Raw genomic sequence first — 26,176 nt, 5'->3', positions numbered from 1 at the left:
GGAGAGTGTTTATGACTGGATTCACGAGGCCCAGCAAAGAGCACGCCCGCGAGTGCATGGCTAACCTGGTAGCGAGATACAGCCCACTTCACGCGAGTCTGACATCGCCGAAGTCCGATTTCACAGAAACGGAGACAAGAACCCAGTACATCGATGAGTTTCTGAAGATTCTCGGCTGGGACGTGTCAAACGAGTCAGGTGCCACCAGCCGCAAGGCAGACGTGGTGCAGGAACGCTCCCACACCACAGCAGACTCTGGTCGCGGCCGCCCCGATTACATTCTCAGAGTCGGTGGGAAAGACAAACTACCTGTTGAAGCTAAAAAGACCTCGTACTCATTTTTGGGCGATGTTGAAGCCCCTAACCAAGTACGCACCTACGGCTGGACGCTTAATACCCCGATCGGTGTTCTGACCAATTTCACAGAGACTCGGATCTATTCCGCCCTTTCAGAGCCTCGCAACGATCAGTCTTCAGATTTCGGCCTAGTACCTGGTGGTATCTGGCGTTTCGATGATTACGTCGAACGATTTGATGAACTGTGGGAACACCTATCGTTTGAATCCGTCTCCTCTAAGAAGTTTGAAGCTCTCTACGGAGCAACGCGTCAATTCAGAGGCGAATCCGAGTTCGACAGCTCTTTCCTGAACGCTTTTCGAAAATGGCGTCAAGAATTGGCTCAAGCGATTCATAACGCTAATCCCACACTCCCTGAAAATGAGGTTGGCAGAAGAACTCAGAAGGTTCTAAACGCCCTCCTTTTCATGCGCGTCTGCGAGGACAAAGACATCCTGTCCTACAAAGATCTCCTCAACTCTGCGACTTCGAGTAACATCGTTGCAACGTTCAGAAACCGTGACAGAGTTTTCAATGCAGGTATCTTCAAAGCTTTGGGAGGTATAAATCTGCCAGATGAGGCGCTACTTCCCGTTATCAAGCAAATGTACTGGCCCAATTCGAAATTTGCCTACGGTCTACTCCGTCCAGACACTCTCGCTTACGTCTACGAGCAGTATTTGAGTGAACATGTCGTATTTGACGACTCAGGAAAAGTACTCCTAGAAGAAAAGCCAGAGGTGCTCCACGCCGGAGGTATAGCACGGACCCCTGAGTACATCATGCAAAGGCTTACGATACCGTCGATTGACAAGCAACTAGCTGCAGGCATCACAACGCCGACGGTTCTGGATATGGCGGCTGGTTCTGGCGGCTTCCTTCTCGCAGCATTCGACCACCTAACCGACCTAAAAGAACGCCAGTTGGGGCGCCCGCTCAATATCACCGAACGAGCCAAAATTGCCCAGAACCAGCTTTTCGGAATCGACATTGACGGTGCAGCAGTCGAAGTCACACGCCTAAGCTTGCTCCTCGCAATCCTCGGCGACGCAGACATCGACACTACGACCGAAACTTCGGTACTCCCCGATCTCGAACGAAATGTAATCATGGGCAACTCCGTTGTTCGGCAGGACTTCGATCGCATCGTTTCTAGTTGGGCTGCAGATATTGATGCAAGGCTTTCAACGCTCCCGCTCGATATAGAGAAGGCACTGGGATCCCAGTCGCCAGCGAAGGGTTTCGATGTAATCATCGGCAACCCTCCGTATGTCCGGATTCAGGTTCTCTCTGAATTCTTTCCAGCGCAACTAGCATATTTCCAGTCTCCGAAATCCGGTTACAAATCTGCGTCCTCGGGAAGCTTTGATCTCTACATGATCTTCATTGAGCGAGCTCTCACTCTTCTAAAGCCTTCGGGAACGCTGGCTTGGATCCTCCCAAACCGTTTCTTCAGCACAGATCCTGCTGCAGCTGTTCGAAAAGAACTCTCTCAACGTATTCACAGACTCGTCGACTTCGGAGTTGAGCAGGTCTTTGATGGCAAGACCACGTACACCGCACTGATCTACGTCGGCGAGGAGACCAACGCACCTGTGCAAGTTGACTTGGTGTCCGACTTGAGTAAATGGATTATGGACGAGTCTGCCGTCACCAGCACCAGACTTGATCGAGCAATCTTGGGATCGAAACCCTGGAACATCTTGACACCCGCACAGTCTGCACTCTTCTCTCAAATGTTCAAAGAGTCCGATACTTCGCTGAGTGACCAGACCGAGGTTTTCGTTGGCGTCCAGACTTCGTCTGACGAACTGTTTATGATCAAAGACCCCAAGCCCATCGATCGTTGTCCTGGCCTTGTCACATTCCATGACATCAACGGTGACCCTCAGATAATTGAACAGTCCATCCTGAGACCAGCTATCAAGGACGTCCGAATCGACATTTTGGATAGCGAACCAACACCGGATCGATGGGCAATCTTTCCCTACTCGATTAAAGAGACGAATACAGGACGCCTTGTTAGCCGCGCATATTCACTTGAGGAGCTTCAAGAGCACTTTCCTCATGCGTTGAAATATTTCATCCACCACAAGGACGCTCTTGCGAAACGTAGTATCACACCCGATCCGAAAGGCAAGTACTGGTCCTACGGACGCAGCCAAAGTCTTACGAAGCTCGACGATCCAAAACTCATCGTTCGCGTTCTTTCGATTCGCCCCTCCTACGCTTTTGACTCGAAAGGGCTGGTGACACCAGGAGGCGGCGACGGCGGACCGTACTACTTGATTCGACCGCTGTCTGGCTCTGACTTTGATACGGAATTGCTGCAGGCAATCCTGAGCCATCCGGCGGTTGACCATTACGTGACTTCCATAGGTAAGAAGTACCGGGGAGAGTACGCCGTCCACAGGAAGGCATATCTGGTCAATGTTCCGTTGCCTAAACTCAAGGAACACGACGCACAGCAAATTAGAAATATGGTATTCGAGTGTCGCCAGCTATCGATGCAGATCCGCGATGAGGCAGACTCTCAACGACGCTCCGTAGCTAAAGATCGGAAGCAGTATCTTCACGCGGAAATCAACTCCCTGATCTCCGAGGCATACAAGATCACCGAAGAACTCCTCGAGGGCGCAGGATTACTAGAACTCTGATGACAAGTCGTGCTGCACTTTCTGATTCCTCGCAAGCATCTTTTGAAGCCTATCACACACCTTTTGACGGTGGCCTGCACTTAACGCCCTGGATATCCAAAACGGCAGGCCCCGTTGAGCACCCCCAAACGGGCCTCGAACAACCTTCACCAGACACTTCCCTCCCCACTTAGGACACAGAAAACCCCTCAAGTTACACGCTTATACTCAAACAAAATGCGTACCCCAAAGGGTTCTTTTCCTACCCACACTCTTGCATCCAAAAATGAGTACTAATGGTGCAGAGGTTTACCTACTCATGTAGCGAAGCTACCTATCGAGCAGGTTTCAGTCTCTGCATTAGCGTTGAAAACACTACCGCTCGCAAACCGTTACCACGGTTATATGATTGAAGGAGCCATCCAACGAGTAAGCTTGATCTGGGTACCCCTTCAATCTTTGCCACTTCATGGCATTGTGAGCAGAGCAGTGCTTCACTCAACTTTCGTCACTTAGACCTCATTTTGATACAAACAAGGTTTTGGGTGCAACAATCAAAAGCCACATAAGGTATCAACAGCATCTATACATGATAGGTGCTGTTGATGAGCGCAGCAATACTTTTACTTTCCTAGGAAAGAATCGAGTGACATCTTCCCCGCAGCAAGACATGGATAGGCCCCACCTATGAATCCCCCCAGATAATCGGTATTCAGTATGTAGCCGCTGCTCAAAGTGATATTGAGTGCCTTCCCCCGACCGAAATACTCAGCCTCAGGATCGTACGCCTCAAGCGGCACCAGGCAGAATCCCACGAAAGACCTATCAACCGGCACCCAAACGTGACCAATGGCGGGGATTAACGGGGATTCATTTTCACCTGGATTATCACAGCGAACAAGTAATTTCTCCACTGCACGCGCAGAAATACTCACTTGCGGAGTTTCAGCCTCACGCTGGTTCGAAAGTTGCCGTCCCCGATAATCGACTAGATACTCATCCCCGTACGACTTGTTCCGCTGATCAATAAGCCGCAAGTACGCGGGGCTGTCTAGAACTTCGAACGAGCCTGAGGCCGCGTATGAGACAAGCCCAGGCAACATCGATTTGAGCAATTGTGTTTTCATGGTCTTTATCCTTAAAATCATGCGGCAGCTTTATGTGAACCGCGTGATTCAAGCCTATCACACACGAGGTGATTTCGCACGGGTGCCTCTAAATCATTTCACTCCTATTGTGTATCTGCGACTTCTCCCACTTCGAAGATCCCCACACATCAATCGACGAAATGAAGCTCAACATGCCCCTCAGAGTTCACTAACAGTAATCTCACAAGGACGTTCCATGCTTGGTCGCTGTATTCGAGTGGTGGTTGGGTGGTGAAGTAGTCGTGAGCGGCGGCGGCTTGTGCTCGGCGTTTGGTGAGGTCGGTGATCTGCTCGCTGATAGTGTGGTGTTCTTGTTCTTGGTCTTGGTAGCGCTTCTCTAACTCTTGGTAGCGGCGGTCGTATTCGTCTGGGTCGTGCGCGGCGGTTGCATTCTCAGTGACGAGCTGGTTCATCAACGCTACGGTTTCTTCCATCCCTACAGCGATCTTGGTTAGCTGGTTTTCAAGTTCTGTCGTGTTATAGACAGTCTTATCGAGTAATTCCATTGCGTCATCGAGCACGGTGTCGCTATTTACTCGTTCGGTGAGGGCTTGAACGAAGGCGTCTTTGATTTGTTGCTCGGTAACATGTGGGGTTGTGCAGTGGTAGCCGGGCTTCTATTTGTTGTTACACCGCCAGAGGTAGTGGAGGTATTTACTTGTTGAGTGCCAGACTGTCCGGCCGAACCACCCACCACAATCAGCGCACTTAATCCGGTTAGCAAACGGGCGTGTAGAAGATGTTCCCTTGCCTGATCTACGGGCATCACTCAGCAGAATGGTATTGCCATCAAGACACTCTACTTGAGTATCGCTGAACACATGCATTTCCAGAAAACAGCGTTTAAAAAGGCCTGAATTACGCCTTTTCTTGCCAGGCAAAAATATTTCATTTTCATGTTTTTAGTTGCCTTTTATTATTCCATCTGATTTTGGCAATAAGAAAAACAGTAATCCAAGAATAAAAATGATCGTTGAAGTAGTTGAAATAGGACTAAACTGGTGAGTGGTTTTTCTCGACAGTCTCAAGATCAAGGTGAGCCATCGAACAATGCAACATTATCGCAAAACCGTTCTCAAGATCGTCTGGAATTTCCCCTGACCACGCCAGTACTTTAAGGGTATTATTTTCGTTAGCCATCATATTAAACTGTAATATATTCGGATCTACCCAACTGGGCTCTTCAGGAGGCATCTGGATATGATGCCAAACACAACCAAAATGGAATTATAAACTTTCAAGATTAGAGCGTAGTTGTTTCTGGAAATAGACCAGAAAGACAACTCCTAAAAGTAGTAAAACACTAAGACCGCCGATCAGACTCGCTGATGAGATAATTCCGTTGGAAACAATAAATCCACCTGTTACAGCCCCAACCGGAGAGGCGCTCCAAGATACGAGCCTAGCTGCTGCAGAGACACGCCCTAAATATTCTTCATCCACAATTTCCATTCTTAAAACCGTGGCATTGATGATGACTAGGCCATAGCCTGCCTGCCAAAGCATAAGCTCCAACAGTAACTATATAGTATGTGTGACCCACCTGCTAACAGAAGACTTGAAAAAACGGTTACAAGCAAAGACGCTCCAGCTACCACTAAAGGAGAAACACCCATCTTGCGCAAACGCGGCAGGAGTATGCTACCAATAATCCCTCCAACTACCATTACATACACCGCATACGCAGCCCGTATATCTCCAGCCCGGACTGAGTATTGAGTGTCTGCCAAATTCAAATACAGAACGTAAACCACACCTCCAGAAAAAGCGTTCAGCACTCCAACCAGAGTCAAAATTCTGATTATTTTATGCTTCCACAAGTAGCGAGCGCCTAGGCGAATATCTTTCCATAAGGGTCGCACAGCTGAGCTTCGCAAACTTGGTCGCTCCTCCTGACGAAGGAGACTCTCATTCCCCGGAATACGAATCAATGACAAGAGTCCAGCAGCACAGAAAAAAGTAATTGCATTCACTAAAAAAGAGGGCGCTCGCCGCAACGATCAAGAACATAAACAGCAATAGCTGGTGAAAAGAAATTAACAATTTGCATCGCGATCTGAATATAAGAGCGGGCTGATGCTATGTGCTCTCTCCACGATACGAGGAAACACCGCTGGAACAGCCGAAGAATAAAAGATGGCAGCGGATTCAGATATAGGATAACAAACAAGGGCCACGATAAGCGCAGGAATTGTTGCCACACCCACTACTGTGGTGACAATAAACGCTCCGGCCGATAACAAATTAGGGTAGATAAGAAACTTTCTCTTAGCCGGAGACCGATCGACACTCGCTCCAGCAATAAGGCTAAAAAGCAACTGTGGAGCCACTTGAGCTAAGACTGTCAGTCCAGTTATAAGCGCAGACTCCGTAAGCCAATAAGCAACAACGGGCCAGACCGCATCCACCAAAGAAGAACCAACGCTAGAGGTCAAAGTACCCGCGAAAAATAGGCGGTAATTTCGATTATTAACCATTCTTCTCCCATCTAGAGAATGATGACATGCACCCTTACCCGAACACACCTTCTCATCAAGCCCTATTGATCATTTATCTGCAACTCGTTTCCTTCAGGATCGACAACCCGAAGCAAACGCCCGAAATCTTCTTCCTGGATCGTACCGCCATCAAATCCTGCAGCAACCAGCTTCGCTTGAACTTCTTCCAACGGAAATTCAGAAATCATGCACACTTCAAATCCCTGCTTCGGATAATTAGCTACCTCTTTGCTATGAATCGCTAGCACCCCACCCGAAGCTTTCGTCTCCGTCCACACCAGATCGACTTCCTGCTCAAGGTCGAGCCCCAAGGCCTGATAAAAGCGAACGTTAGCCTCGACATCACCAACGTAATTAATTACCAAAAGTTTCATTCGTCCCCCAACAAAAGAATTCTCTATGATATTCCATCTAAAGTACCCAAGTCTAACCTTGCTTTAATATAACATCATGACCACACCAAAACGCCATCTAGCAAAGAGCAATTAAATGCCATCATTAATTTTCCCGCCCATCTCTTGCAGGACTATGCGAAACCTTATTCGCAATCGCTCGGGTACAAACAATCCGATCTTGTTTACCCTTAATAAAATATTTTAAGCGATCAATACAATCAGCCACTAACACTAACTAATAACGCTCTCTAAAGACACTTTTATGCATTTAACAGCCAGCTACAATTAAACCGACTAGTGGTGCAGAAACAGCTTCTAACGCTCTTATATTTAACAGTTAAGCAAAACGCATAGTAGGTGCGTGTTGCCTATTACCTTTCCCAGTTTCCATACTTTTTCGCGGCTAACGTTAGCCTGGTTCAGGAATTCCCCGTTTCTCAGTTTTCACAGCCTCAAGGGCATCAACTACAGCTACCTACACCGTGCCCGCAGAATAAGAGAACCCCTTGAAAGCCGCGTATTTCCAAAGAAAACACGACCCTCAAGGGGTTTATCCCGCGCCCAAATTTTTGTATCAAAATGAGCGTCTTAATGGTGGAGATGGGGAGAATTGAACTCCCGTCCGATAATGAGGAACCCAAGGCTTCTCCGGGTGCAGTCTGTTCATCGTTATTTTTGGCTCCAGCACTCTAACAGACATGTTGCTGACGAACCTAGCTACTTGGGAGTCGCCTAACAGTTAATAGCGAACCGTTAGTGCCAGTGGCTTTCAAAAGCGACGCCAGAGTTCTCACGCGAAAGCAACGTGAGTCTGACGGATTTCTTAGTTAATGCGCTCGCTCAGGCGGCGAGGGCGAAATCAGACTTCTGCTTGTTGGCAGTTATTTGTTTACACAGATCGTTAAAGAGATAACTGTGCATCCTCTACCCGCTTCCCTTCGGTAATCACTACCGTCGAAACCGATCATCCCCTATTCAGTTGTCACCTCACAGCTAGAATGCAAGTCTTCATACAACCTAGCTACGAAACATACTGTCTTGTCAGTGTAGCGCACGCAACCGACGTCGTCCAGCGGGAGCTGAATCACATCAAACCGCTAACTGCCCGTCACACTAGTTCTACAACATCCGCAATGGAATCGTGAACAAAATCCGGCCGGAACGGGAACTTCTCAATGTCGGACTTCTTCGTCGATCCAGTCAGCACCAAGTGCGTCTGCAAACCGGTTTCAACACCAGCCAACACGTCCGTGTCCATGCGGTCGCCCACAATTGCGGTTGTTTCTGAATGAGCACCGATCTTATTCAAGCCGTTACGCAACATGACTGGGTTTGGCTTGCCAACAAAGAAAGGCGACCGCCCAGTAGCTTTCTCAATCAAAGCCGCCACTGCGCCCGTTGCCGGAATATCGCCTTCAGCAGATGGGCCAGTATTATCTGGATTGGTGGCAATGAAACGCGCTCCACCTTGGATAAGACGGATCGCCTTCGTAATAGCATCGAACGAATACGTGCGCGTCTCTCCCAAAACCACGAATTCCGGTTTTGAATCAGTCATAATAAAACCCTGCTCATACAGCGCCGTGGTCAATCCAGCTTCGCCTACCACGTATGCGCGACGCGAATCCGACTGTTTCGCCAAGAAACCCGCTGTCGCCAATGCTGAGGTCCAAATATGGTCCTCAGAAACATCCAGTCCAGAGGTTTTCAGACGCTCCGCCAAATCACGCTCGGTGAAAATCGAGTTATTCGTCAAGATCAAATGCGGAATCTCTTGTTCCTGCAATTTTCCTAAAAACTCGGCTGCACCTGGCAACGCTTTTCCTTCGTGCACCAGCACGCCATCCATATCAATAAGCCATGATTTCATATACCTATGTTTACCATGTTTAGACGGTTAAGGATACAAGTTTCGCTTATGAAAAACAGAAACCAGCCAATACACGGCTAACTGTGTGCACAGAGTTTGCAAAAACGAACCCTAATACTAAAAAACAGATGACATGAGCATCATTTTGCACACTGTATGCACGCTTGGCTTCTTACCGACGTTGCTTACGGCGCGCCTCACTCATCGCGCGCTGTGCATCTCGCTCATCTTGACGACGACGCAGTGTCTCACGCATATCCCATTCTTGCTTACCATGAGCTAGAGCGATTTCTAGTTTTGCACGGCCTTGTAAAAAATAAAGTTCGAGCGGAACAATCGTTGTCCCCTTGGCTTTGACTTTAACGCCCAGCTCCCGCAACTCATGTGAGTGGAGAAGAAGCTTGCGCTTAGCGGTTGGTTGATGGTTAGTCCAAGATCCCATCGCATAGACCGGGATATTCATACCGACAACCCAAGCTTCGCCGCTACGGTCAATCTCAATCCATGCTTCGGATAACGATGCTCGTCCAAGGCGCAGTGCCTTCACTTCAGTCCCCGACAGCACAAGTCCTGCTTCGAAAACATCATCGATGAAATAATCATGACGTGCTTTCTTGTTCCGGGCAATAACCTGTTTTGCGTCCGCTGCGGCCTTCGCTTTTTCCGCCTGGCTAGACTTGCCGGAGTTTTTCGTAGCGCTATTTTTCTTCGCCATCATTATTCTCCTTTGTCTTAAAAACCTGGCAACGTCATCGGGTTAAGGGTAACGCCATTCTTCCATACTTCAAAGTGTGCGTGACATCCTGTGACACGACCAGTCGCACCCGTTAAACCTACAACCTGACCTTGGGAAACATGTTGTCCAACGGAAACACTAACCACTGACATGTGTAAATGTCGCGTTACCCAGGAAGCACCATCACGATAGCCATGATTCACATAAATCATATTGCCACCAAGCGGATGGTACACAATATTAGTGATCGTACCGTCTGCTGCAGCATACTGCGGGTTACCACATGCCGACGCCAAATCTACACCGTAATGCATCGCAGTGTAATTTCCCAATGGATACACACGCATTCCCCATGGCGAGGTAACAATAAGCGGATGCGGGATTGGCGGGTTCAACCAACCAGATCCAGTTGATGCTGGTGCAGGTGCTGGTGTATTGGCAGCAGCTGCCGCGGCTTGTTGCCGACGACGTTCTTCTTCAGCCCTGCGATTTTCTTCGTCAATAGCCGCGATTCTTGACGATGCAGCCTGTTGCTGACTCTCGATCTCAGCTAGCGAAGACTCGAAATCCTGTTTTCTTTTTTCCAGATCTTGTGTCTGCGCAGTAATCGATGTTTCCAGTTTCACCAGGTCCGTCTTACGATGTTCAGCATCATCACGAGCTTTGTCTCGAGTCACGACGATGGCATCGGATTCCGCTTTTAGCTCTGTTACCCGCTTTTCCACCGCTTGTTGGCGCGATTGCCGATTCTTTGACTGAGCCACCGACTGCGAGAGCTCAGTCAAGGCTGCACTCTGAGTACGAGTTACAGCAGCATTAACACGATAGGCATTGGTAAATTCTTCTGCCGATGCAGAACCGACGACGAGGTCAATCGCGCTCGGCATCGTTTCACCACGATATGTTGCTCGAGCTATCTCAGCTAATGTCTGTCTGGTTTTGCTAGCTTCATCGGAAGAGTCCGACAACTCTCCTGTAATTCCAGTCAGCTCATTTTGAGCAGACGAAAGTAAGGCAGCATTCGCTTGCGCCTGACGTTCAGCGGCTGCTAGCTCACTTTGGGCTGAAGCCAACTCAGCCTCGGCATCAGGTAGCTCTGCGCGCGTCTTCTCTAGCGCCAAAAAAGCATCTTGGAGGTCAACATCAATTCCTTCTAGCGACGAACGAATCTCTTTCATCTTGCCAGAATTTTGCTCTTGTTGATTGACTAAATCCTGTCGCTCATCTGCCCACGCAGGCAACGATACAGCGGCAAGAGAAATGCTTAGCGCAGAAATAACTGCGATAGACCGACGTTTGAAGTTCATGATCACACCTTGGTGTAACGACGTAGAGCGAAGAACGAAGCAATCGAGGATATTGCTATTGCAGCGAGCAACAACCACGGTGCCAGCATCAGGACATCATAGCCGGAGACCACTTTGAGCCAAGAATCTGCGAACCACTGCTGGACGAAGAATTGGACGGCAACATACAGCCCGCCAACTGCAAGAATCGCACCGATAAGGGAAGAAATAATACCCTCGATTATGAATGGAGCCTGGATAAACGCATTCGATGCTCCCACATAACGCATAATCTCAGTTTCGTTGCGCCTGAACATTGCGGAAAGGCGTATTGTCGCCGGAATCAGGAGTACCGATACGACGATCATGATAACTGCAAGAATCGTTGAGATGAGGGTGAATCGGTTGAGCATATTGAACAGTGGCTTGAGCTGCTGACGCTGGTCAATGACGGATTCAACGCCCGAACGTCCGGAAAGCATTTCAGAAACCACGGCGATATCATCTTCATTTGGATTCGACAGCTTCAACCGGAATGAGGATTGCATCAATTCAGCATCAATCGTGTCTGCCCACGTCGTACCTTTGAGTTGTTCTTTAAATGCCTTGTATGCGTCTTCTTTAGTTTCGAAGTAAATTTGTTCAATATGCTTAGAGACTTCCCCGTTCTCCAAGTAATCGCGCAACTCGTCGATTTGCGATTGACTAGCTTCGCCGCCAGCGCACGCAGCACTTGTTGACTGTGGTGGACACATAAAGACAGACACTTCAACTTTGTCATACCAGTCATTTTTTGCCGACTCGATTTGGGTTTGGAACAAAATCGCTGCCCCTACAAAAAGCAACGAAACGAACGTTACCAAAACAACCGACGCCATCATCGAGGTGTTTTTACGCAAGCCCTTCCAGACTTGGGAAAAAATAAAACCGATCCGCATCAGCGAGCACCTCCATATTGGCCGCGCTCTTGATCACGCGTCATCTGTCCGTCAACTAATTCCACAACGCGTTTGCGTAACTGATTAACGATCTCTTGGTCGTGAGTTGCCATCACAACGGTTGTTCCCTGTCGGTTAATCCGATCCAACAATCGCATAATTCCCAGCGCAGTATTGTGATCAAGATTTCCGGTTGGTTCGTCCGCTAACAAAATTTCTGGCCGATTGACCATAGCCCGGGCAATAGCTACCCGCTGTTTTTCACCGCCAGACAGTTCATGCATTCCACGTTTTTCTTTTCCATCAAGACCCACGAGTTCAAGAACCTGTGGGACTTCTTTCATGATGGCATGGCGAGGACGCCCAATAACTTTCATTGCCAAAGCAACGTTATCAAACACATTTTTGTCGGTAAGTAACCGGAAATCCTGGAAGACCGTGCCAATTTTTCGACGCAGCAACGGCACTCTACGAGAAGAGACACCAGACAAGTCTTTACCTAGCACATGAATTCTTCCCGATGTCGGACGTTCCTCAGCCAAAATCAGGCTGAGCATGGTTGATTTGCCGGAACCCGAGGCTCCAACAAGAAAGACAAAATCGCCACGCTCAATGTTGAGGCTGACTTGGTCCAATGCTGGAGCCGCCCCACGAGCGTAAATTTTCGTAACGTTTTCAAACGTAATCATGAACTAAGCACAATCTACTTCGGGTACATACTGACACTACCCTAATAATGATTTCGGCGCGTCACATATATGACGCGCCGAATCTGAAAGAAAACACTGTTGTTTACATCAAAAACAAGCGGTTCTCACTCGGTTGGGAACATTTGTCCGTGACGCCAACGAATACCGGCGTCGATAAAACCATCAATATCGCCATCGAAAACTGCTTCAGTATTTCCAACCTCATGGCCGGTTCGTAGATCCTTAACCATTTGATAAGGGTGAAGAACATAAGAGCGCATCTGGTCTCCCCACGCGCCTTTCACATCGCCAGCAAGTTCCTTCTTGATGGCAGCTTCTTCTTCGTGACGGCGAGCAAGCAATCGAGATTGCAACACACGCAACGCAGCTGCACGATTTTGGATCTGGGATTTCTCATCCTGCATCGACACAACAATTCCTGTTGGGATGTGAGTCATTCGGACTGCAGAATCAGTAGTATTCACCGACTGTCCACCCGGCCCGGAAGACCGGAAAACGTCAATCTTTAGTTCGCTTTCTGGAATATCAATATGGTCGGTTGTCTCAATTAGCGGAATAACTTCTACGGCCGCGAATGACGTTTGGCGACGGCCTTGATTATCAAATGGCGAAATGCGCACTAAACGATGCGTACCAGCTTCCACAGTGAGCGTACCAAAAGCATAAGGTGCGGAAACTTCGAACGTCGTCGATTTGATTCCAGCCTCTTCAGCATAGGAAGTATCAAGGACTTTTGTAGCGTAACCATGGCGTTCTGCCCAGCGCAAGTACATTCGCTGGAGCATCTGTGCCCAATCAGCCGCATCCACGCCACCGGCACCAGAACGGATCGTTACCACTGCGTCACGCTCATCATATTCGCCTGACAGCAATGTTTTAATTTCTAGCTCAGATAAATCAGAACGCACTCGTTCAAGCTCACCGTCAACTTCACTGAGCAATTCAGCGCCCATGTCCGGATCTGTTTCAGATTCTTCGAGGGCCATCTCATAGAGAGTCCCAAGATCCGCAATCCGTTCTCTCATTCTTGCCACTCGGTCAAGTTCAGATTGCGCGTGAGAAAGTTTCGACGTAACTGCTTGCGCCTGCTCCGGATCATCCCACAAATCTGGGGCACCCGATTTCTCAGTCAAATCTACGATCTGCGCCTCCAAGGCGCTCACGTCTGTCACCGCCTCGATCTGCGAAAAGGATCGGCGGAGTTCTTCAATTTCAGCTTGATAATCAATTGCCACGGATTAAGTCTACGCTATTGTTCCACTTCTATTCTCAGCCGAGCAGACGAAGTTGCACACATTTCCACGCTCTGGAACGCAGATAGGATCCGCGGCACGAATGGTACCTCCACGGTACGACACAAGGTAATGACGACGTTATCACCGGCAACTCCCGTTGGATGGGACAGTTTATCAACCGTCGATGCAACGCGCGCACGTGCTTGCGTGAGTATTTCTTGCTCGTCGTATGAAATAGCTTGTCCAGTGTAGTACTGACTATCTGATATCTCATTCACAAGTGCCAGTGCAGTAGCATCTGCATGGGCCAAAAGATCCTTACGCTCATTGTGCAGATGAACACCTGCCCCAATGATAAGGACAAGCATCATAATAAATACCCATATCGCGATTCCAAGAACGAGGAGGTTGCCGTCTTCTCGGTTATTCATGGGAACTCCGAAAAGAGTCTACTGTCATTGAATAGCTAGCACTAACTGGCACCTCGTAACCCATGCTAGGTATCTCTATTCGAGTACCGACGGTGATGCTAATGGTTGTTCCTGGCGAGTGACAAGGGAACGCCGAACATGAAACAACCACATCTATGTTTTCTTTGTGTCCACGGCTTTCCCATATAGCGCGCGCCTGGAGTTCTGCTTGTTCCTGACAGTCGTTGCCTGAACAGCGCACAAGTTCCCGCACAGAGTCACGCGCGGCAGCTTCAACACCAAATTGCGCTCCTAGAACGGCTCCCAATCCCATCAAGAGAATAAGCGCCGGACCGATTATTACAATGATGATGCCAACGAATTCGACTATGGCGTTCCCCGACTCTCTTTTTCGATTGACATCAGACAGCTGGCTTGGGGTTCTATTCAATCGGTGCACGGGCTTTTACCTCGATAGAAATGGGCAGAATCAAACCCAGAACTGGAGCCGATGCCCGAGCTGTGACCTCTACCCATTGAGAGCCATACCGAACTGAAATATCTTCTGCAAAGGAATCCGGCAACGTCGTCGTTATTAGTTCTGCCGTACGGTCACGCGCAACGGTTTCTGTAGCACCATCCAGCCCTGCAATTCGAGCACCAATAGCAACAGAATCGTTCATTACTTCGCGCGCATACCACGTCAGTCCTAAGCTCATCACAGTTACGGTGACAAGCATTAGTAAACCAACTGTTGCGGTAAAACCGACGACGGCGTTACCGGATTCCACCCGTCGCTCGGTCACGATATTTCGGTGACTCGGCTAATAGCGTTTTCAAAGAGCGAAGTCAAAGCCGGTCCTACTACTGACCATAGTAAAACCACCAGCGCCGCCGTCATGAGAGTTATCATCACCCAACCGGGAACATCGCCGCGTTCTCTCGCACGCCACTTTGTACCGGCGCAAACAATATGTTCTCGAATCTTAAATCTTGAGATGAACATTTATTAGTCCTTTCTTATCGTGTTATCCAAAATTCAGATGCTGCAGTGCAGGGAAAATCGTAAACAGAACAGTGATCGGCAAAATAAGGAAAACTACCGGTATCATCATTGAAATTTCAGCTTTTCCGCCTTCTTCAAGTAACTCTCGACGCGAGGCATCTCGGGCATCGCGAGCTTGATTGTGCAAAGTCTGTGCGAGTCCGCCGCCTTGTTCCATCGCAGTAATCAACGAGTCCGAGAAACGAGAAACATTACGATTATTGGTTCGGATTGCCAAATCAGTTAACGCTTGAGTCAACGACGCCCCAGCATGGACGTGAGACAATGTGATCCGCAAATGCTCGATTAATGGTCCTTGCCCTAATCTAACGACTCGTTCCAAAGCTGGTCTAACAGCTTCTCCAGCAGATACGGCAAGCGCAATGAGCTCGATAACGTCAGGGAGCTGGCGAGTGAGCATGCGGGAAGTTGATTGCGCAGTCGCTGTTAACCGAGAATCAGCCCACAAAGCGCCACAAACTGCTCCAAAAATCGCTAGTACTACAACCATCAACGGAGAAAATCCTCGGCTCACACTCAGTGCTCCAAGCGCCGCTCCGATCACTAACCCGACCCCTGCCCACTGAGCTTGAACAAGTCGGAAATCAGCAACTGTTTGTTCCCCGATGATTGCTAACCTGCGGGCTACAGACGCCCGCGAAGAGCCTAGCGATTCCACGCTATGAACGAGCAGCGGCACAATCCGCGCCGTCAAAGACACCCGTTTACGGTGCTGGTCACGAGTAGCAACGTGAGTCATGATTCGGGACGCTAGGGACCTACGCGGGGTAAAGAGTCCAATCATAATACTGAAACAGCCGGCACCGATCACCATTCCCAGTATTCCGTAACCGATCATGCTACCGGCACCCCTTTGAGATCTGAAGAAATGAAAATTCTTGTATCCGGAGATAGCTCGCCGAGCTTGAGCATTAAAACGTACGCCACAACCGTTGCAATAACGCCCACACACAGCACTGCTATCCCCGCTGGAGAACTGAAGGATTCTATGGTTCCTGGACGTGTGGCAAAGAGAGCCAGAAGAAGCCATGGTGCCACAGCAGCTAATCGAGCACCGTTAACGGTCCACGATTGACGAGCTAGTAATTCGCCGCGTGCCCGGTTATCTTCGCGCACAACACTCGCCAATTGACTAAGCAAAACGGCCAGATCTCTGCCGCCCAGTTCGTGCGATAGCCGCATTGCTTCGATGACTCGATCAGCCATCGGATCTTGAAATTCCTCTTTTAATTCGTCCAATGCTCCGCCTATCCGGCCGTGTGCTCTAAGATTACGAGCACACTGAGCAAAAGGCTCGCGCATAAGCTCTGGCCCCCGTTGACCTACCATAGCTAACGACTGCGAGACAGATAGACCCGCCCGGAGAGAAGAAACGACGTCGTCAAGAACATCGGGCCACGCTTCACGACGTAGCTTATCGAGCCTTCTGATGTGTGCTTGTTTCACCAAATATGGAACTGCAGCCCCTATTAATGCACAGCAAACGATGAGCGGAGCAACTGGGAAAATGACGATTCCCATTACGGTTCCTAAGACTGCCCCGCCACATGCCATCACGATTGACCGCGAAAAAGTAAGAGGATGCGGATTATTCCATGACTGGATAACAACAAAAAGACCGAGACCTATTACCGCGCCGACTATAAATCCCATGAGCGGACTCCTAGAAGCTTCATCACATCATAGTTAGCTACTGCAAAACGTTCTTGTCCTGGAATGTCTCCACCGGCGTAGTGAAGTCCCGATCCCTCGTCGATAAAAATTGGAGAAGTTTCTACAGTTGTGCCTTCTACCCGTCCAGTGACACCAAGAATTTCACGTACTTTACGAGCACCCTGCCGGTCGCGGGTGAGATGTACAACGAGATCAATGGATCTGGCAACCGTTGGTACGACAAAACTGCTTGTGACGTTATCGCCAGCCAGTAACGGCAGAGCACACATTTTGGCAACCGCTTCACGCGCGGAATTGGCATGAAGCGTGCACGCTCCCGGAATTCCTGAGTTCAGTGCGATCAACAAGTCAAATGCTTCAGCTTGGCGAACCTCACCAATAACGATGCGCTCTGGACGCATACGAAGAGCTTCCTTGACGAGCCTCCGCAACGTGATTTCACCACGATCTTCTATATTAGGCGGTCGAGTCTGCATCGCCACAACATCACGATGCGAAAGATTAAGTTCAAAGACTTCTTCGGCAGTAACTATCCGTTCGTTCGCGTTAATTCCACCTAAAAGGGCCCCGAGAAATGTCGTCTTGCCAGCTTGAGTTGCTCCTGAAACCAAAACGTTTAGTCCGATGTCAACTGCTGCATCGAGAAACTGCGCTGCCGAAGTTGTTAAAACACCCTGCCCCACCAGTTCATGTAATCTCCTCGGCCTAATCACATACTTGCGAATATTCACTGACCAATGGGCGCGAGTAATATCCGGGATAACTACATGAAGTCGTTCCCCTGTATGTAGTGCCGCATCCACAAATGGACTAGACAAATCCAACCGTCTACCTGAGGCTCGCAACATTCGTTCTACTAGGTCACGGACCTGCCCATCGGTAAGGACAATAGTTGTTAATTCACTTCTTCCTCCACGCGCCGCAAACACTTTACCGGGTTCATTAATCCAGATTTCTTCGACATTAGAATCGTCAATCAGCCGTTGGATGGGACCAAATCCTCCAATATCATCACGCAATTGCTGAATAATACGACGAGATTCGGTAAGCGGCGGTACAATCCCCTCAATAGCAAACGCTTCGTATTCGCTGCATGCTTGTTCAATAAGTTTGTCCAGCCCTCCCAAATCTTCTTGCGGATCGATACCAGTTGAACGGACAAGCTCGCGCACGCGTTCATCGAGCCACGTCTGCGACCGTAGCGATTCGTCCATACTTTCCCCTATCCCAGTTTTACTATTACTAATCTACCTAAATGTCTTTAATCGCTTTTGCGCGTTATCCACAGGTGTGGATAACTGAAACTCTGTTCGTGACTTTTGTGGTAAGAGGCGTGTGGGTTGGGAATAGTAGAAGAAAAATAGATACCGTGGAACTATGAAAATGTCGCCTTATCATTTAGCTGCCCTCGCCGTCGTCGCAGTAGACGGGTTGAACGCTGTATCTATTCGTGGACCGTACTCGTCTTCTCCAGATTTCATCTTCGGCGGGGTCCTGGATTCGCGCGGCAAGCACTGGATTGTCAAGGTTCCTCGCAATTCACATGCTTCCACTGTGATTGAAGCTGAGGCTGGACTGTCGCCTGTGTTAGTGGACCGTTTACGTCATGGCCAATTGCCGTTTGATGTTATGCGCCCTGCTGGCTTCGCTCCTCTCACCAACGGCAGAGCAATCGTTTACCCTCGACCTTTAGGGAAAACATTCGATTTCGATAGCCTAACAATTGACCAGGCTCACGAATTAGGGCGAACTCTTGCGACAGTTCATCAGCTCAACCCCGCAACCATTACCGATGCTGGGATGCCCGCATACAATTCCGAAACTGTTCGGAAGCGGTTGTTAACTGAGCTTACCGACGCAAACGCCACCGGTTCTGTTCCCGCAATATTGAACCGACGTTGGGAAAACGCCATCGAAAATACTGAGTTATGGTCTTTTACTCCCCGCGTTGTTCATGGCGATATTGCGCCGGATAACATCTTGTGGTCTGAGGGTCATGTCAGTTGTGTTCTTGGCTTTGGCGAGGCACACGTAGGAGACCCAGCGCATGACTTTGCCTCACTTATGTCCGGCATCGACGAATCATTGTTCGATGCAATTGTCGAGTCTTACCGCAATTCCCTTGCAGATGACCTAGACGAACACTTCTTTACACGAACAGTACTGTTGAGCGAAATCGCACTCGCCCGTTGGCTCATGTTTGGTGTCCGGAATTCCGATCGTGCCATTATTCACGAAGCGAAAGAAATGATGAATGAACTAGCGGAAGAGATATCAGCGGATCCGGATCTTGCGCCTGGCCCAGTATGGGAAGTAGACAGCGTAGATACTGATCTACCTATCGAGGATGCCTCTGAAGCTGGTTTCCATACTGGGGACGACGACGAAAGTGCAGCTATTCTATAGCACCCTGCCTCGCTATGAGTGCTTGCTCAATAGCCTGCTCGATATCTTTTTCGCTGAGTTCACCAGCATGGACCTCTCTGCGAGAAGGATCTTTTTCACCTAGGTAATAGAAACACGCATCAATATTAGCTAAGTCAATGTTGTGCGACTTTGCCCAAGCAAGTCGGTAGAGACCTAGCTGTAGCTCACGCGAATGAAGCTGTTCCAGTGCTGGACGTTTGCCAGTTTTCCAGTCAACGATAGTGACTGGTTTGGAATGCGAATCATCAGAGGTATCGAAAACTGCGTCTATTACACAGCGCACTGGAAAACCAGCCACATAAACTTCGAGTGCTTGCTCGATAGCTAGCGGCGACAGGCTCGCAAAACGCGATTTCTCGAAACGAGTACGGAACAATTCGACATCTATCTCTGACAGATCTGTATCTATATCAATTGGCATCTGACTGACATCTAATACAGAGTCAATATCTAGCGTTAATGGGGCGTTGAAATGTGCTGCGATGGAAGCGTGAACGCTGGTACCTGTCCTGCTAGCACGGGTTGAAGGTTGCGGAATTGGCCGGCGCTGATCACGATAGAATTGATCCGCATTGTCCATCAGAGACACGACGTCAGAGGCAGTGAGATAGTTTCTTTCCACGCGGTTACCTAGATCATCCTGCATGTATTCCTGACGAAGTCGTTCATACGTAGCTTTCCACATATCTAAGATGGGCTCGATCTCTATGTCAGCAAATGGATATCCTCCTGATCGTGCCTCGACGGATCGGTCCACGCTATCAGGCCATATGAATTCTGCTGATTCTTCTCCATGCGATAATGTGTCACTATCTTCGACAGAGAATCCCTGAGTTTGTCCCCAGTGACTTACTTCTTCAAGCGACACAAACGGTTCTTGATAATGTTCGTCCCGCTGAGTGCTACCTTCCAAATCTGAAATGAAGGTATTGGCAAAAAATATCGGTTCACTATCTAATTGATTACCTGGCTCGATACTTGTGTCAGTGCTGTCCTCAGCATCTTTCATGACAGACTGGTATTGTTTGAGCGCGTCTGCTGGATCTTTGAAATCATAGGTTAACAACATCAAAATCGTACGGGGTCGTGTGACAGCAACGTATGCGAGACGACGTTCTTCATCGCCAGCGTATGAACGAATACTTTCATCATAGAAGCCGTAATCTACTAAAGCTTGGCACTTGCGCATTTGCGCATCATCAATATCCAAATAATCCTGAACACTAAAATGTGGAATATGCTCCTTATCGGCACGTAGCGGAAAAGGAAACATACCGAGCTGTTTATGCCAGAACGGATACCGATTTTTCTGGTAATCAAATCGCTTGTTTACCAGTTCCGGAATAGCAACAATATCCCACTCTAGACCTTTAGCAGCATTAACCGTGAGGATTTGGACGACGCCAGCGCTAGGCTCAATCTCATATCCAACTGACGCATCAGCAGCAGTCGACAGTTCTCCACTGTGTTCATGGCTTTCTATCGCATCGATCCACGATAAGAACCCACCAATACGAGCCAACGGATTATTATTGGCGTAAGTTCCAGCTAGCTTCACGAAACTCGCTAGTGCTGCCTGTATACTCGCGGAACCTTTTACTCGCGTAGCAGCATAAATTGGTAAGTCTAATTTTTTAATGGCACTTGACACTAGATGTTCTATACCGCGCTGACGTTCTTGTTGTATAGAAACAACTAAGGAGCGTATATGCTCGATTCGTTGCTGAGCTTCAATGCTCATATTACTGATTTCATTACCCGCAAGAAGCTCAGACACTAAGCTCACGTTCGGTCTACCTAGTTGTTCACGCAGTGAGCGGGTATCTATATCTGCACTGGACTTGGCCGAAATATGGTTCAGCAGGAAATCTTGTTCTTGACGCGTATGCTCTACAGCATAATCAGAAAAGACTCGTATATCAGCTATTCCTATACCAAAGAAATTGAACAAATACATGAGCTGATCATTCCGTTGAGAATCCTCTGCAACGGTCAGCAAGGCACGAACAGCACGAATTTCTGGCCGAACAATGCTTGACTGTCCTACGATAACCTCGAACGGGACATCATATTCTTCGAGCGCGGCAATAACGTCATTTTCAAAGCTATGGTTCCGTACCAGCACCGCTGCGGTTGGAAAATGTCCATCGTGTTTTTTCTTTAGTTCAACAGCTAAACGTTGGGCTAGCGCCTTGTAGGTATCGCGAGCATAGTGGCGATGTATCCGCGTTACTTCACCTGCTGGAGCTCCGGACCGTGGCCGTAAACTCTTTATAGACAGCCCTTCATAAGAAAGCTTCCCCTGAGTTATACGATTTGCCGCATCCAGAATTGTGGTGGCATTACGAAAAGCTTGCGATAAGGATAAGCGAGCTGATTGTGGGACTTCATAATCACGGATGAAATCGGAAAAGGCGTTTGCAGATGCCCCACGCCATCCGTAAATTGCTTGGTTAGGATCTCCCACTGCAGTCACCGACTGCGCTTGTCCGAAAGCAGCGTGCAAGAAGCGCGCCTGATTCACCGACGTGTCTTGGTATTCATCTAATAATACGACGGAAAACTTCGTCGCAAGTGTTGCCCTTACTTCCGGGACATTTTCCAAAATGCGAGTAGCCCACGAAACCTGATCAGCAAATTCAATCAGCCCTAGGCTCTTTTTTTGTTCTTGATAAAGCCGCACACATTCTAGAAGATGTACTCGAGCTTCCAGACTTTTTACTATTGATTTACGAGTGAAGGCAGTTTTTGCTCGATCGTATTGGGCACGCTCCATAGACCCCTTATCTGGAGTCGACTTGGCTGATAGTCGCGGCGAGAGAACTTCGTCGACTGCTTGCGCTTCTTCTTCAAGGAATCGATGGGCCTCGTCAACAGTGACATCATTATCGATAAGTCCAGCAGCCAAGCTCAAAGCTGCATCGGTTAGGCTATCAATAGATTTGTCCGCAAGCGCATCATCTATCGCGCTATGTGCAACAATGTCAAACATCAGCTGATAACGCTCAGCTTCGTTCATCAATCGGGCACCTGGGTCTTCACCAATAAGCATCGCATAAGAAGTCGCAATATTTGATGCAAATGCATTATACGTGCTAATTGTTGGGCGTTCGAAGTAGGCGTGCGTGCGCGAAGCTTCACGGTTGATTGTCTCCCTCACGCGAGATTCAGCATCTGGGCCCACAGCTTCACTAGCCACGTCGTTTTCTGTTGGCTCATGCTTGAACAACCCTCGCGCCGATATTTCAGCAATCTTCCGATTTACACGGTCAGCTAATTCACCAGCAGCTTTCCGTGTAAAAGTAAGTCCAAGAATGTCTTGCGGCTGAGCTTGCCCGGAAGCTAACAGCCAAGCAATTCGATTCGCCATAGTCGCCGTTTTGCCTGATCCGGCTCCTGCAATCACCAAAGTCGCCCGATGAGTTGAAGTAATAACTGCCTTTTGTTCTTCAGTTGGTGGGAACTGATCCGTTTCAATAAATTGTTCGTAACTAGTCATGAAAAAATACGTTTCCCCTCCTGCGCCGGGCACATCGTTTTATAAGTACATATACGGCACTCTTGGCTTGGGAGGGCAGCAAGAGACTGTGAACGTTGTGTCTGGGCTACTTGTTCAATCATTTGTTCAATAGCGTTGCGCTGTTCATCATCTAATTCATTTTGTTCTGTCAGTCCATAATTCCTAGTTGGTGTACCAATATGAACTAGCTGGGCACCACGGCTTATTGTTGGAGTAGCTAATCCCTCAGGCATTACTAGACCACCTTGTTCTACCAGCCACTGGTATATAAGTAACTGCGGAACTTTGTCACCTTCATCTTTCGGAGGTTTAGTTTTACCAGTCTTGAAATCAACCACTCGAACTTCTTGCCCATCGGCGTCAAGGAACTCCAACCGATCGATCTTGCCCGATACGACCAGATCATCACGCTCTACTCTGGCATATAATTCGCATAAGGCTTTGCTCGGGTGCTGCACCAAATATGCATAGAGTTTATCCACCATAGTTAAGGCCCGCACATGTAGCTGTTGGGTTTCTAGCTCTGTTCCAAAGTCTTGTGATTCCCACAATTCTTCGAACCGTTCAGTCATGCTATCTTTATCCGGCGTCACGGTCTCTTCAGCGATTTGATGAATAAGCGTTCCGACTTGAGCTAATACCGAGTTAGCGAGATTTTGCCCGTGAGCTGAATCCAAAACACCACGGAGTGGGCATGACAGAATATTTTCTACTGCTGACGGGGAAATTCGTACTGTAGTGTCGCTGGATTCGAGGGAACTGTATTCGATTTCGTCAACCCAAATTCGGTTTGTCGTATGGTGGCCGAATAGGTCACTTAAGCGATCCAAGTATTCGTGAGCTTGATCCGCTAAATCTGGGTTATCACGCCGAACAGCCTGGCGGAGTTGACCAACAAAAGTCGCTTTGTCTAGCGCAATAGTAGCTTTCTCATGTCGCATCAACAACGGCGAGTTATCCGGGAAAAGCCAAGACATAAACCGAGACGGTAACGTATCCTCACCATTCACACAGGTTATTTCAATCCCGTCAGTTGCACGCGACACTGCATACAAAAGCATCCGTAACTCGTCGTCGACTACATCTTCTACCCGTTGTTTTGCAGGTACAGAGCGCCCCGCAAGCTCGCTACCAACGATTACTGAAACAAGCTCCGGCACTCGAGTCAATGGGTTTCGTAACCGAAGATTAGGCCATACTCCATCGTTGAGTTGTGAAATGAAAACATGATTCCATGTCCGCCCTATAGTTGCATTCGGAGTTGTCAGCATAATGCCTTCATACGAAGATGTCCGTGCAATTGAGTCTTCCGGCACTTCTTGTTCTTGTAACACCCGCAATAGATCTGTAATCCCAGCGTTAGCAGGATCTCGATCAGCTAATCGTTGTGCTATCCGAAAGAGCTGAATCACTGCATCAAGATAACGATTTGCTTGGTCAGCTCCTTCGGAACCGTTCAAAACGAGATCACGCCAGTATTCGGCTTTGCCGATGCTTTCCCATGCAACCCACAAGATTTCTTCTGCCGTATATGTATGACGTAGTGCTTCACGAATTTTGGCGATAGCTGAGCGCACTGAATCCAATTCAGGGATACGCGCGGCAGGAGAAATCGGATCAGAATCATACACTGATAGCAACAGTCGATCGCCCGTGCGATGACCACCAGCTGCTATCTCCCAGCCATGCATTTTTCCAAGGATGGAAGAAAGCTCAACAGAAGTCAGCCCAAAAAGTGGACCGGTTAGTAGCCGCCGAATGTCTTCTACCGAGAGATCAGTACTGCTCGCATCAATCACCTGTCCGATGAGCAAAAGCAAGTCAGCCACAACGGGATTAAAACGCAACGGTGTAGTTGTTGGTAGCGGTTGAACAGGAACACCGTAATCTAAAAATGCCTGCCGCAAACCGCTATGGCTAGACCGCGAGCGCGTGATAACAGCCATATGCGAATACGGTACTCCCTGATCGACATGCAAGTGTCGTATTTTGGTTGCAAGATACGCAATCTCGTCATGTTCGCTGAGAAAAATGTGACCAGTTATCTGACACGGAGTAGCCCACTCATAATCCGCTTTGCGTTGTGCCCCGGATCCGGAGACGTGAATAGCTCCAGTCAACTTTTTAGTTATCAGTGTAGTATCACCACCGCCACGATAATGGTGCTCCAATACGAACCGCTGCGCACCTAAACCGCGCTGCGCAGAGGATCGCTCGAGTAAAGTCTGGAGGGCAGGAATACCGCCTCTGTATCCCTGTACTCCAACGTCTGGATCACCAAATACCAAGATTCGTGTTCCGTATTCTTGTAAAACCCTTAGTAGGTGACGAAGCGCTAGGGTACAGTTCGAGATATCGTCAATAATCACCCAGTCCCATACCGGGCGCTTGCGCTGTATTATTCCGTCTGGATCCGTATCCCATTGTTGCAGCAGTGCTGCTGCTTGCGTGACTATCCGGGCGTGGTCAGTACGGTCTGGATTCCCGTGGCCACTACCGGCTTGGACAGCTAGCGCTTTCTCATACTCCTCCATCAGGTCTGCTCCGATGGCCCAGGAGATATTGTCGTTTTCTTGGCTAAGTTCACGCAGGTGTTGTGCTGTTATGCCTAGTTCTGCAGAGCGCGTCAGCAGATCTCGATATTCACGGCGAAAAGCTTCAAGCTTCGCGATCTCAGGCTGCACAGTTCCTAAGGGTCCATCATCTGTGTAATAACGAGTGGCTATGTCAATAACGTCTCGAATGACGGCGTCTTGATCCGGTCCCGATAGTAGCTCAGGCTCTTTGCGACCAATCGCTTGGGCGTATTCCGAAACAATAGAAAAAGCAAAAGCAGTTACCGAACGCACTCTGACGTTTTCAGTTAAGGCCGAAAATTGCTTCACAATATCGTTGCGTAGTTCGCCGGCGGCACGCCGATCAGGTGAAAGAACCGCTATTCGGGCATCAGGCTTTACGTCCAAGACCGCTCTTACACAGCGCTGAAGAACCGTTGTTTTCCCAGTTCCCGGAGCACCTAAAACAGAGAATGCTCGCCCAGCATGATGAGAGTTACAAGCATCTCGGCATGCGTTAATTACCGCATCATGCGAAGAATCAACTACTAAGCTCTGCATAAGTAACCTTCTCTACTGGAGTATCAAGAATTCGACCTTCTCTAATGTTATCTTTCACCTCCCACATATTTCGGAGTACACCGCACTAAGTCCGTCAAGACCTCCGCAACTTAGGGAGTTAATTAGGGTCGTTAACGCAGTAAAAGTACGCCCTACGCGATTCTCAAGTCAGCTT

23 protein-coding genes and 1 other RNA gene are annotated in these 26,176 nt (G+C 48.7%); 2 read left to right on the top strand and 22 right to left on the bottom strand.

Annotation, left to right across the window (positions count from 1 at the left end):
* Positions 1-11: 11 nt before the first annotated feature.
* Positions 12-2,993: an Eco57I restriction-modification methylase domain-containing protein gene (locus tag KSO86_RS01170; protein ID WP_216378284.1), complete on the top strand. Its 2,982-nt coding sequence runs from the start codon at positions 12-14 to the stop codon at positions 2,991-2,993.
* Between the two features lie 602 nt (positions 2,994-3,595).
* On the opposite strand, the gene KSO86_RS01165 is transcribed toward KSO86_RS01170, so the two are convergent.
* From KSO86_RS01165 to KSO86_RS01075, 20 genes are all read right to left on the bottom strand, one after another.
* Positions 3,596-4,099, bottom strand: a complete 504-nt coding sequence (locus KSO86_RS01165) for a hypothetical protein (protein ID WP_216378285.1) — start codon at positions 4,097-4,099, stop codon at positions 3,596-3,598.
* Between the two features lie 149 nt (positions 4,100-4,248).
* Positions 4,249-4,641 (bottom strand): hypothetical protein, encoded by a 393-nt coding sequence (locus tag KSO86_RS01160; protein WP_216378286.1) that lies wholly within the window; start codon positions 4,639-4,641, stop codon positions 4,249-4,251.
* A 96-nt stretch (positions 4,642-4,737) separates the two neighbouring features.
* Complete coding sequence (locus KSO86_RS08640) at positions 4,738-4,947, bottom strand: recombinase zinc beta ribbon domain-containing protein (RefSeq protein WP_366493295.1); 210 nt, start codon at positions 4,945-4,947, stop codon at positions 4,738-4,740.
* Positions 4,948-5,113: 166 nt separating this feature from the next.
* Positions 5,114-5,260: a hypothetical protein gene (locus KSO86_RS01155; RefSeq protein WP_216378287.1), complete on the bottom strand. Its 147-nt coding sequence runs from the start codon at positions 5,258-5,260 to the stop codon at positions 5,114-5,116.
* Positions 5,261-5,347: 87 nt separating this feature from the next.
* On the bottom strand, positions 5,348-5,626 hold the full coding sequence (locus tag KSO86_RS01150; protein ID WP_216378288.1) for a hypothetical protein: 279 nt from the start codon (positions 5,624-5,626) through the stop codon (positions 5,348-5,350).
* 530 nt (positions 5,627-6,156) lie between these two features.
* Complete coding sequence (locus KSO86_RS01145) at positions 6,157-6,597, bottom strand: MFS transporter (protein ID WP_216431737.1); 441 nt, start codon at positions 6,595-6,597, stop codon at positions 6,157-6,159.
* 62 nt (positions 6,598-6,659) lie between these two features.
* Complete coding sequence (locus tag KSO86_RS01140; protein WP_216378289.1) at positions 6,660-6,992, bottom strand: VOC family protein; 333 nt, start codon at positions 6,990-6,992, stop codon at positions 6,660-6,662.
* Positions 6,993-7,605: 613 nt separating this feature from the next.
* Positions 7,606-7,985: a transfer-messenger RNA gene (gene ssrA, locus KSO86_RS01135) on the bottom strand.
* Between the two features lie 136 nt (positions 7,986-8,121).
* On the bottom strand, positions 8,122-8,883 hold the full coding sequence (locus KSO86_RS01130; protein WP_216378290.1) for an HAD-IIA family hydrolase: 762 nt from the start codon (positions 8,881-8,883) through the stop codon (positions 8,122-8,124).
* A 172-nt stretch (positions 8,884-9,055) separates the two neighbouring features.
* Entirely contained in the window at positions 9,056-9,598 is a 543-nt protein-coding gene (smpB, locus tag KSO86_RS01125; RefSeq protein ID WP_216431770.1) for an SsrA-binding protein SmpB, read from the bottom strand.
* Between the two features lie 17 nt (positions 9,599-9,615).
* Positions 9,616-10,926, bottom strand: coding sequence for a M23 family metallopeptidase (locus KSO86_RS01120; protein WP_216378291.1), 1,311 nt, complete (start codon positions 10,924-10,926; stop codon positions 9,616-9,618).
* Between the two features lie 2 nt (positions 10,927-10,928).
* Entirely contained in the window at positions 10,929-11,843 is a 915-nt protein-coding gene (gene ftsX, locus KSO86_RS01115; RefSeq protein ID WP_216378292.1) for a permease-like cell division protein FtsX, read from the bottom strand.
* Positions 11,843-12,532: a cell division ATP-binding protein FtsE gene (ftsE, locus tag KSO86_RS01110; protein WP_216378293.1), complete on the bottom strand. Its 690-nt coding sequence runs from the start codon at positions 12,530-12,532 to the stop codon at positions 11,843-11,845. Before ftsE ends, ftsX begins: the two co-directional genes overlap by 1 nt.
* Before the next feature lie 125 nt (positions 12,533-12,657).
* Entirely contained in the window at positions 12,658-13,788 is a 1,131-nt protein-coding gene (gene prfB / locus KSO86_RS01105) for a peptide chain release factor 2 (protein ID WP_216378294.1), read from the bottom strand.
* Positions 13,789-13,802: 14 nt separating this feature from the next.
* The gene (locus KSO86_RS01100; protein ID WP_216378295.1) at positions 13,803-14,219 is read right to left on the bottom strand and encodes a hypothetical protein; all 417 of its coding nucleotides are present in this window, start codon (positions 14,217-14,219) and stop codon (positions 13,803-13,805) included.
* 422 nt (positions 14,220-14,641) lie between these two features.
* Entirely contained in the window at positions 14,642-15,004 is a 363-nt protein-coding gene (locus tag KSO86_RS01095) for a hypothetical protein (RefSeq protein WP_216378296.1), read from the bottom strand.
* Positions 15,001-15,204 carry a hypothetical protein gene (locus KSO86_RS01090; protein ID WP_253281422.1) on the bottom strand — a complete coding sequence of 68 codons (204 nt, stop codon included), beginning with the start codon at positions 15,202-15,204 and terminating at the stop codon, positions 15,001-15,003. The genes KSO86_RS01095 and KSO86_RS01090 overlap by 4 nt, the downstream gene beginning before the upstream one ends.
* 22 nt (positions 15,205-15,226) lie before the next feature.
* Complete coding sequence (locus tag KSO86_RS01085) at positions 15,227-16,003, bottom strand: type II secretion system F family protein (RefSeq protein WP_216378298.1); 777 nt, start codon at positions 16,001-16,003, stop codon at positions 15,227-15,229.
* A 95-nt stretch (positions 16,004-16,098) separates the two neighbouring features.
* The gene (locus KSO86_RS01080; RefSeq protein ID WP_216431735.1) at positions 16,099-16,917 is read right to left on the bottom strand and encodes a type II secretion system F family protein; all 819 of its coding nucleotides are present in this window, start codon (positions 16,915-16,917) and stop codon (positions 16,099-16,101) included.
* Positions 16,905-18,152, bottom strand: a complete 1,248-nt coding sequence (locus tag KSO86_RS01075; RefSeq protein ID WP_216378300.1) for a TadA family conjugal transfer-associated ATPase — start codon at positions 18,150-18,152, stop codon at positions 16,905-16,907. The genes KSO86_RS01080 and KSO86_RS01075 overlap by 13 nt, the downstream gene beginning before the upstream one ends.
* A gap of 163 nt (positions 18,153-18,315) precedes the next feature.
* On the opposite strand from KSO86_RS01075, the gene KSO86_RS01070 reads away from it, so the two are divergent.
* The gene (locus KSO86_RS01070; protein WP_216378301.1) at positions 18,316-19,344 is read left to right on the top strand and encodes a phosphotransferase; all 1,029 of its coding nucleotides are present in this window, start codon (positions 18,316-18,318) and stop codon (positions 19,342-19,344) included.
* On the opposite strand, the gene KSO86_RS01065 is transcribed toward KSO86_RS01070, so the two are convergent.
* Both KSO86_RS01065 and KSO86_RS01060 read right to left on the bottom strand, forming a co-directional pair.
* Complete coding sequence (locus KSO86_RS01065; protein ID WP_216431733.1) at positions 19,334-22,864, bottom strand: ATP-dependent helicase; 3,531 nt, start codon at positions 22,862-22,864, stop codon at positions 19,334-19,336. The genes KSO86_RS01070 and KSO86_RS01065 overlap by 11 nt on opposite strands.
* Positions 22,861-26,001: a UrvD/REP family ATP-dependent DNA helicase gene (locus KSO86_RS01060; RefSeq protein WP_216378303.1), complete on the bottom strand. Its 3,141-nt coding sequence runs from the start codon at positions 25,999-26,001 to the stop codon at positions 22,861-22,863. The genes KSO86_RS01065 and KSO86_RS01060 overlap by 4 nt, the downstream gene beginning before the upstream one ends.
* Between the last annotated feature and the right edge of the window lie 175 nt (positions 26,002-26,176).

The organism is Arcanobacterium phocae (assembly GCF_018913465.1).
GTDB lineage: Bacteria > Actinomycetota > Actinomycetes > Actinomycetales > Actinomycetaceae > Arcanobacterium > Arcanobacterium phocae_A.
This window is presented reverse-complemented; position numbering and strand designations above follow the sequence as displayed.

Coding starts and splice junctions, on each gene's coding strand:
- KSO86_RS01170 (WP_216378284.1), top strand. CDS start 12: ATGACTGGATTCACGAGGCCCAGCAAAGAGCACGCCCGCGAGTGCATG.
- KSO86_RS01165 (WP_216378285.1), bottom strand. CDS start 4,099: ATGAAAACACAATTGCTCAAATCGATGTTGCCTGGGCTTGTCTCATAC.
- KSO86_RS08640 (WP_366493295.1), bottom strand. CDS start 4,947: ATGCATGTGTTCAGCGATACTCAAGTAGAGTGTCTTGATGGCAATACC.
- KSO86_RS01155 (WP_216378287.1), bottom strand. CDS start 5,260: ATGGCTAACGAAAATAATACCCTTAAAGTACTGGCGTGGTCAGGGGAA.
- KSO86_RS01150 (WP_216378288.1), bottom strand. CDS start 5,626: ATGCTTTGGCAGGCAGGCTATGGCCTAGTCATCATCAATGCCACGGTT.
- KSO86_RS01145 (WP_216431737.1), bottom strand. CDS start 6,597: ATGGTTAATAATCGAAATTACCGCCTATTTTTCGCGGGTACTTTGACC.
- KSO86_RS01140 (WP_216378289.1), bottom strand. CDS start 6,992: ATGAAACTTTTGGTAATTAATTACGTTGGTGATGTCGAGGCTAACGTT.
- KSO86_RS01130 (WP_216378290.1), bottom strand. CDS start 8,883: ATGAAATCATGGCTTATTGATATGGATGGCGTGCTGGTGCACGAAGGA.
- smpB (WP_216431770.1), bottom strand. CDS start 9,598: ATGGCGAAGAAAAATAGCGCTACGAAAAACTCCGGCAAGTCTAGCCAG.
- KSO86_RS01120 (WP_216378291.1), bottom strand. CDS start 10,926: ATGAACTTCAAACGTCGGTCTATCGCAGTTATTTCTGCGCTAAGCATT.
- ftsX (WP_216378292.1), bottom strand. CDS start 11,843: ATGCGGATCGGTTTTATTTTTTCCCAAGTCTGGAAGGGCTTGCGTAAA.
- ftsE (WP_216378293.1), bottom strand. CDS start 12,532: ATGATTACGTTTGAAAACGTTACGAAAATTTACGCTCGTGGGGCGGCT.
- KSO86_RS01100 (WP_216378295.1), bottom strand. CDS start 14,219: ATGAATAACCGAGAAGACGGCAACCTCCTCGTTCTTGGAATCGCGATA.
- KSO86_RS01090 (WP_253281422.1), bottom strand. CDS start 15,204: ATGTTCATCTCAAGATTTAAGATTCGAGAACATATTGTTTGCGCCGGT.
- KSO86_RS01085 (WP_216378298.1), bottom strand. CDS start 16,003: ATGACTCACGTTGCTACTCGTGACCAGCACCGTAAACGGGTGTCTTTG.
- KSO86_RS01080 (WP_216431735.1), bottom strand. CDS start 16,917: ATGGGATTTATAGTCGGCGCGGTAATAGGTCTCGGTCTTTTTGTTGTT.
- KSO86_RS01075 (WP_216378300.1), bottom strand. CDS start 18,152: ATGGACGAATCGCTACGGTCGCAGACGTGGCTCGATGAACGCGTGCGC.
- KSO86_RS01070 (WP_216378301.1), top strand. CDS start 18,316: ATGAAAATGTCGCCTTATCATTTAGCTGCCCTCGCCGTCGTCGCAGTA.
- KSO86_RS01065 (WP_216431733.1), bottom strand. CDS start 22,864: ATGACTAGTTACGAACAATTTATTGAAACGGATCAGTTCCCACCAACT.
- KSO86_RS01060 (WP_216378303.1), bottom strand. CDS start 26,001: ATGCAGAGCTTAGTAGTTGATTCTTCGCATGATGCGGTAATTAACGCA.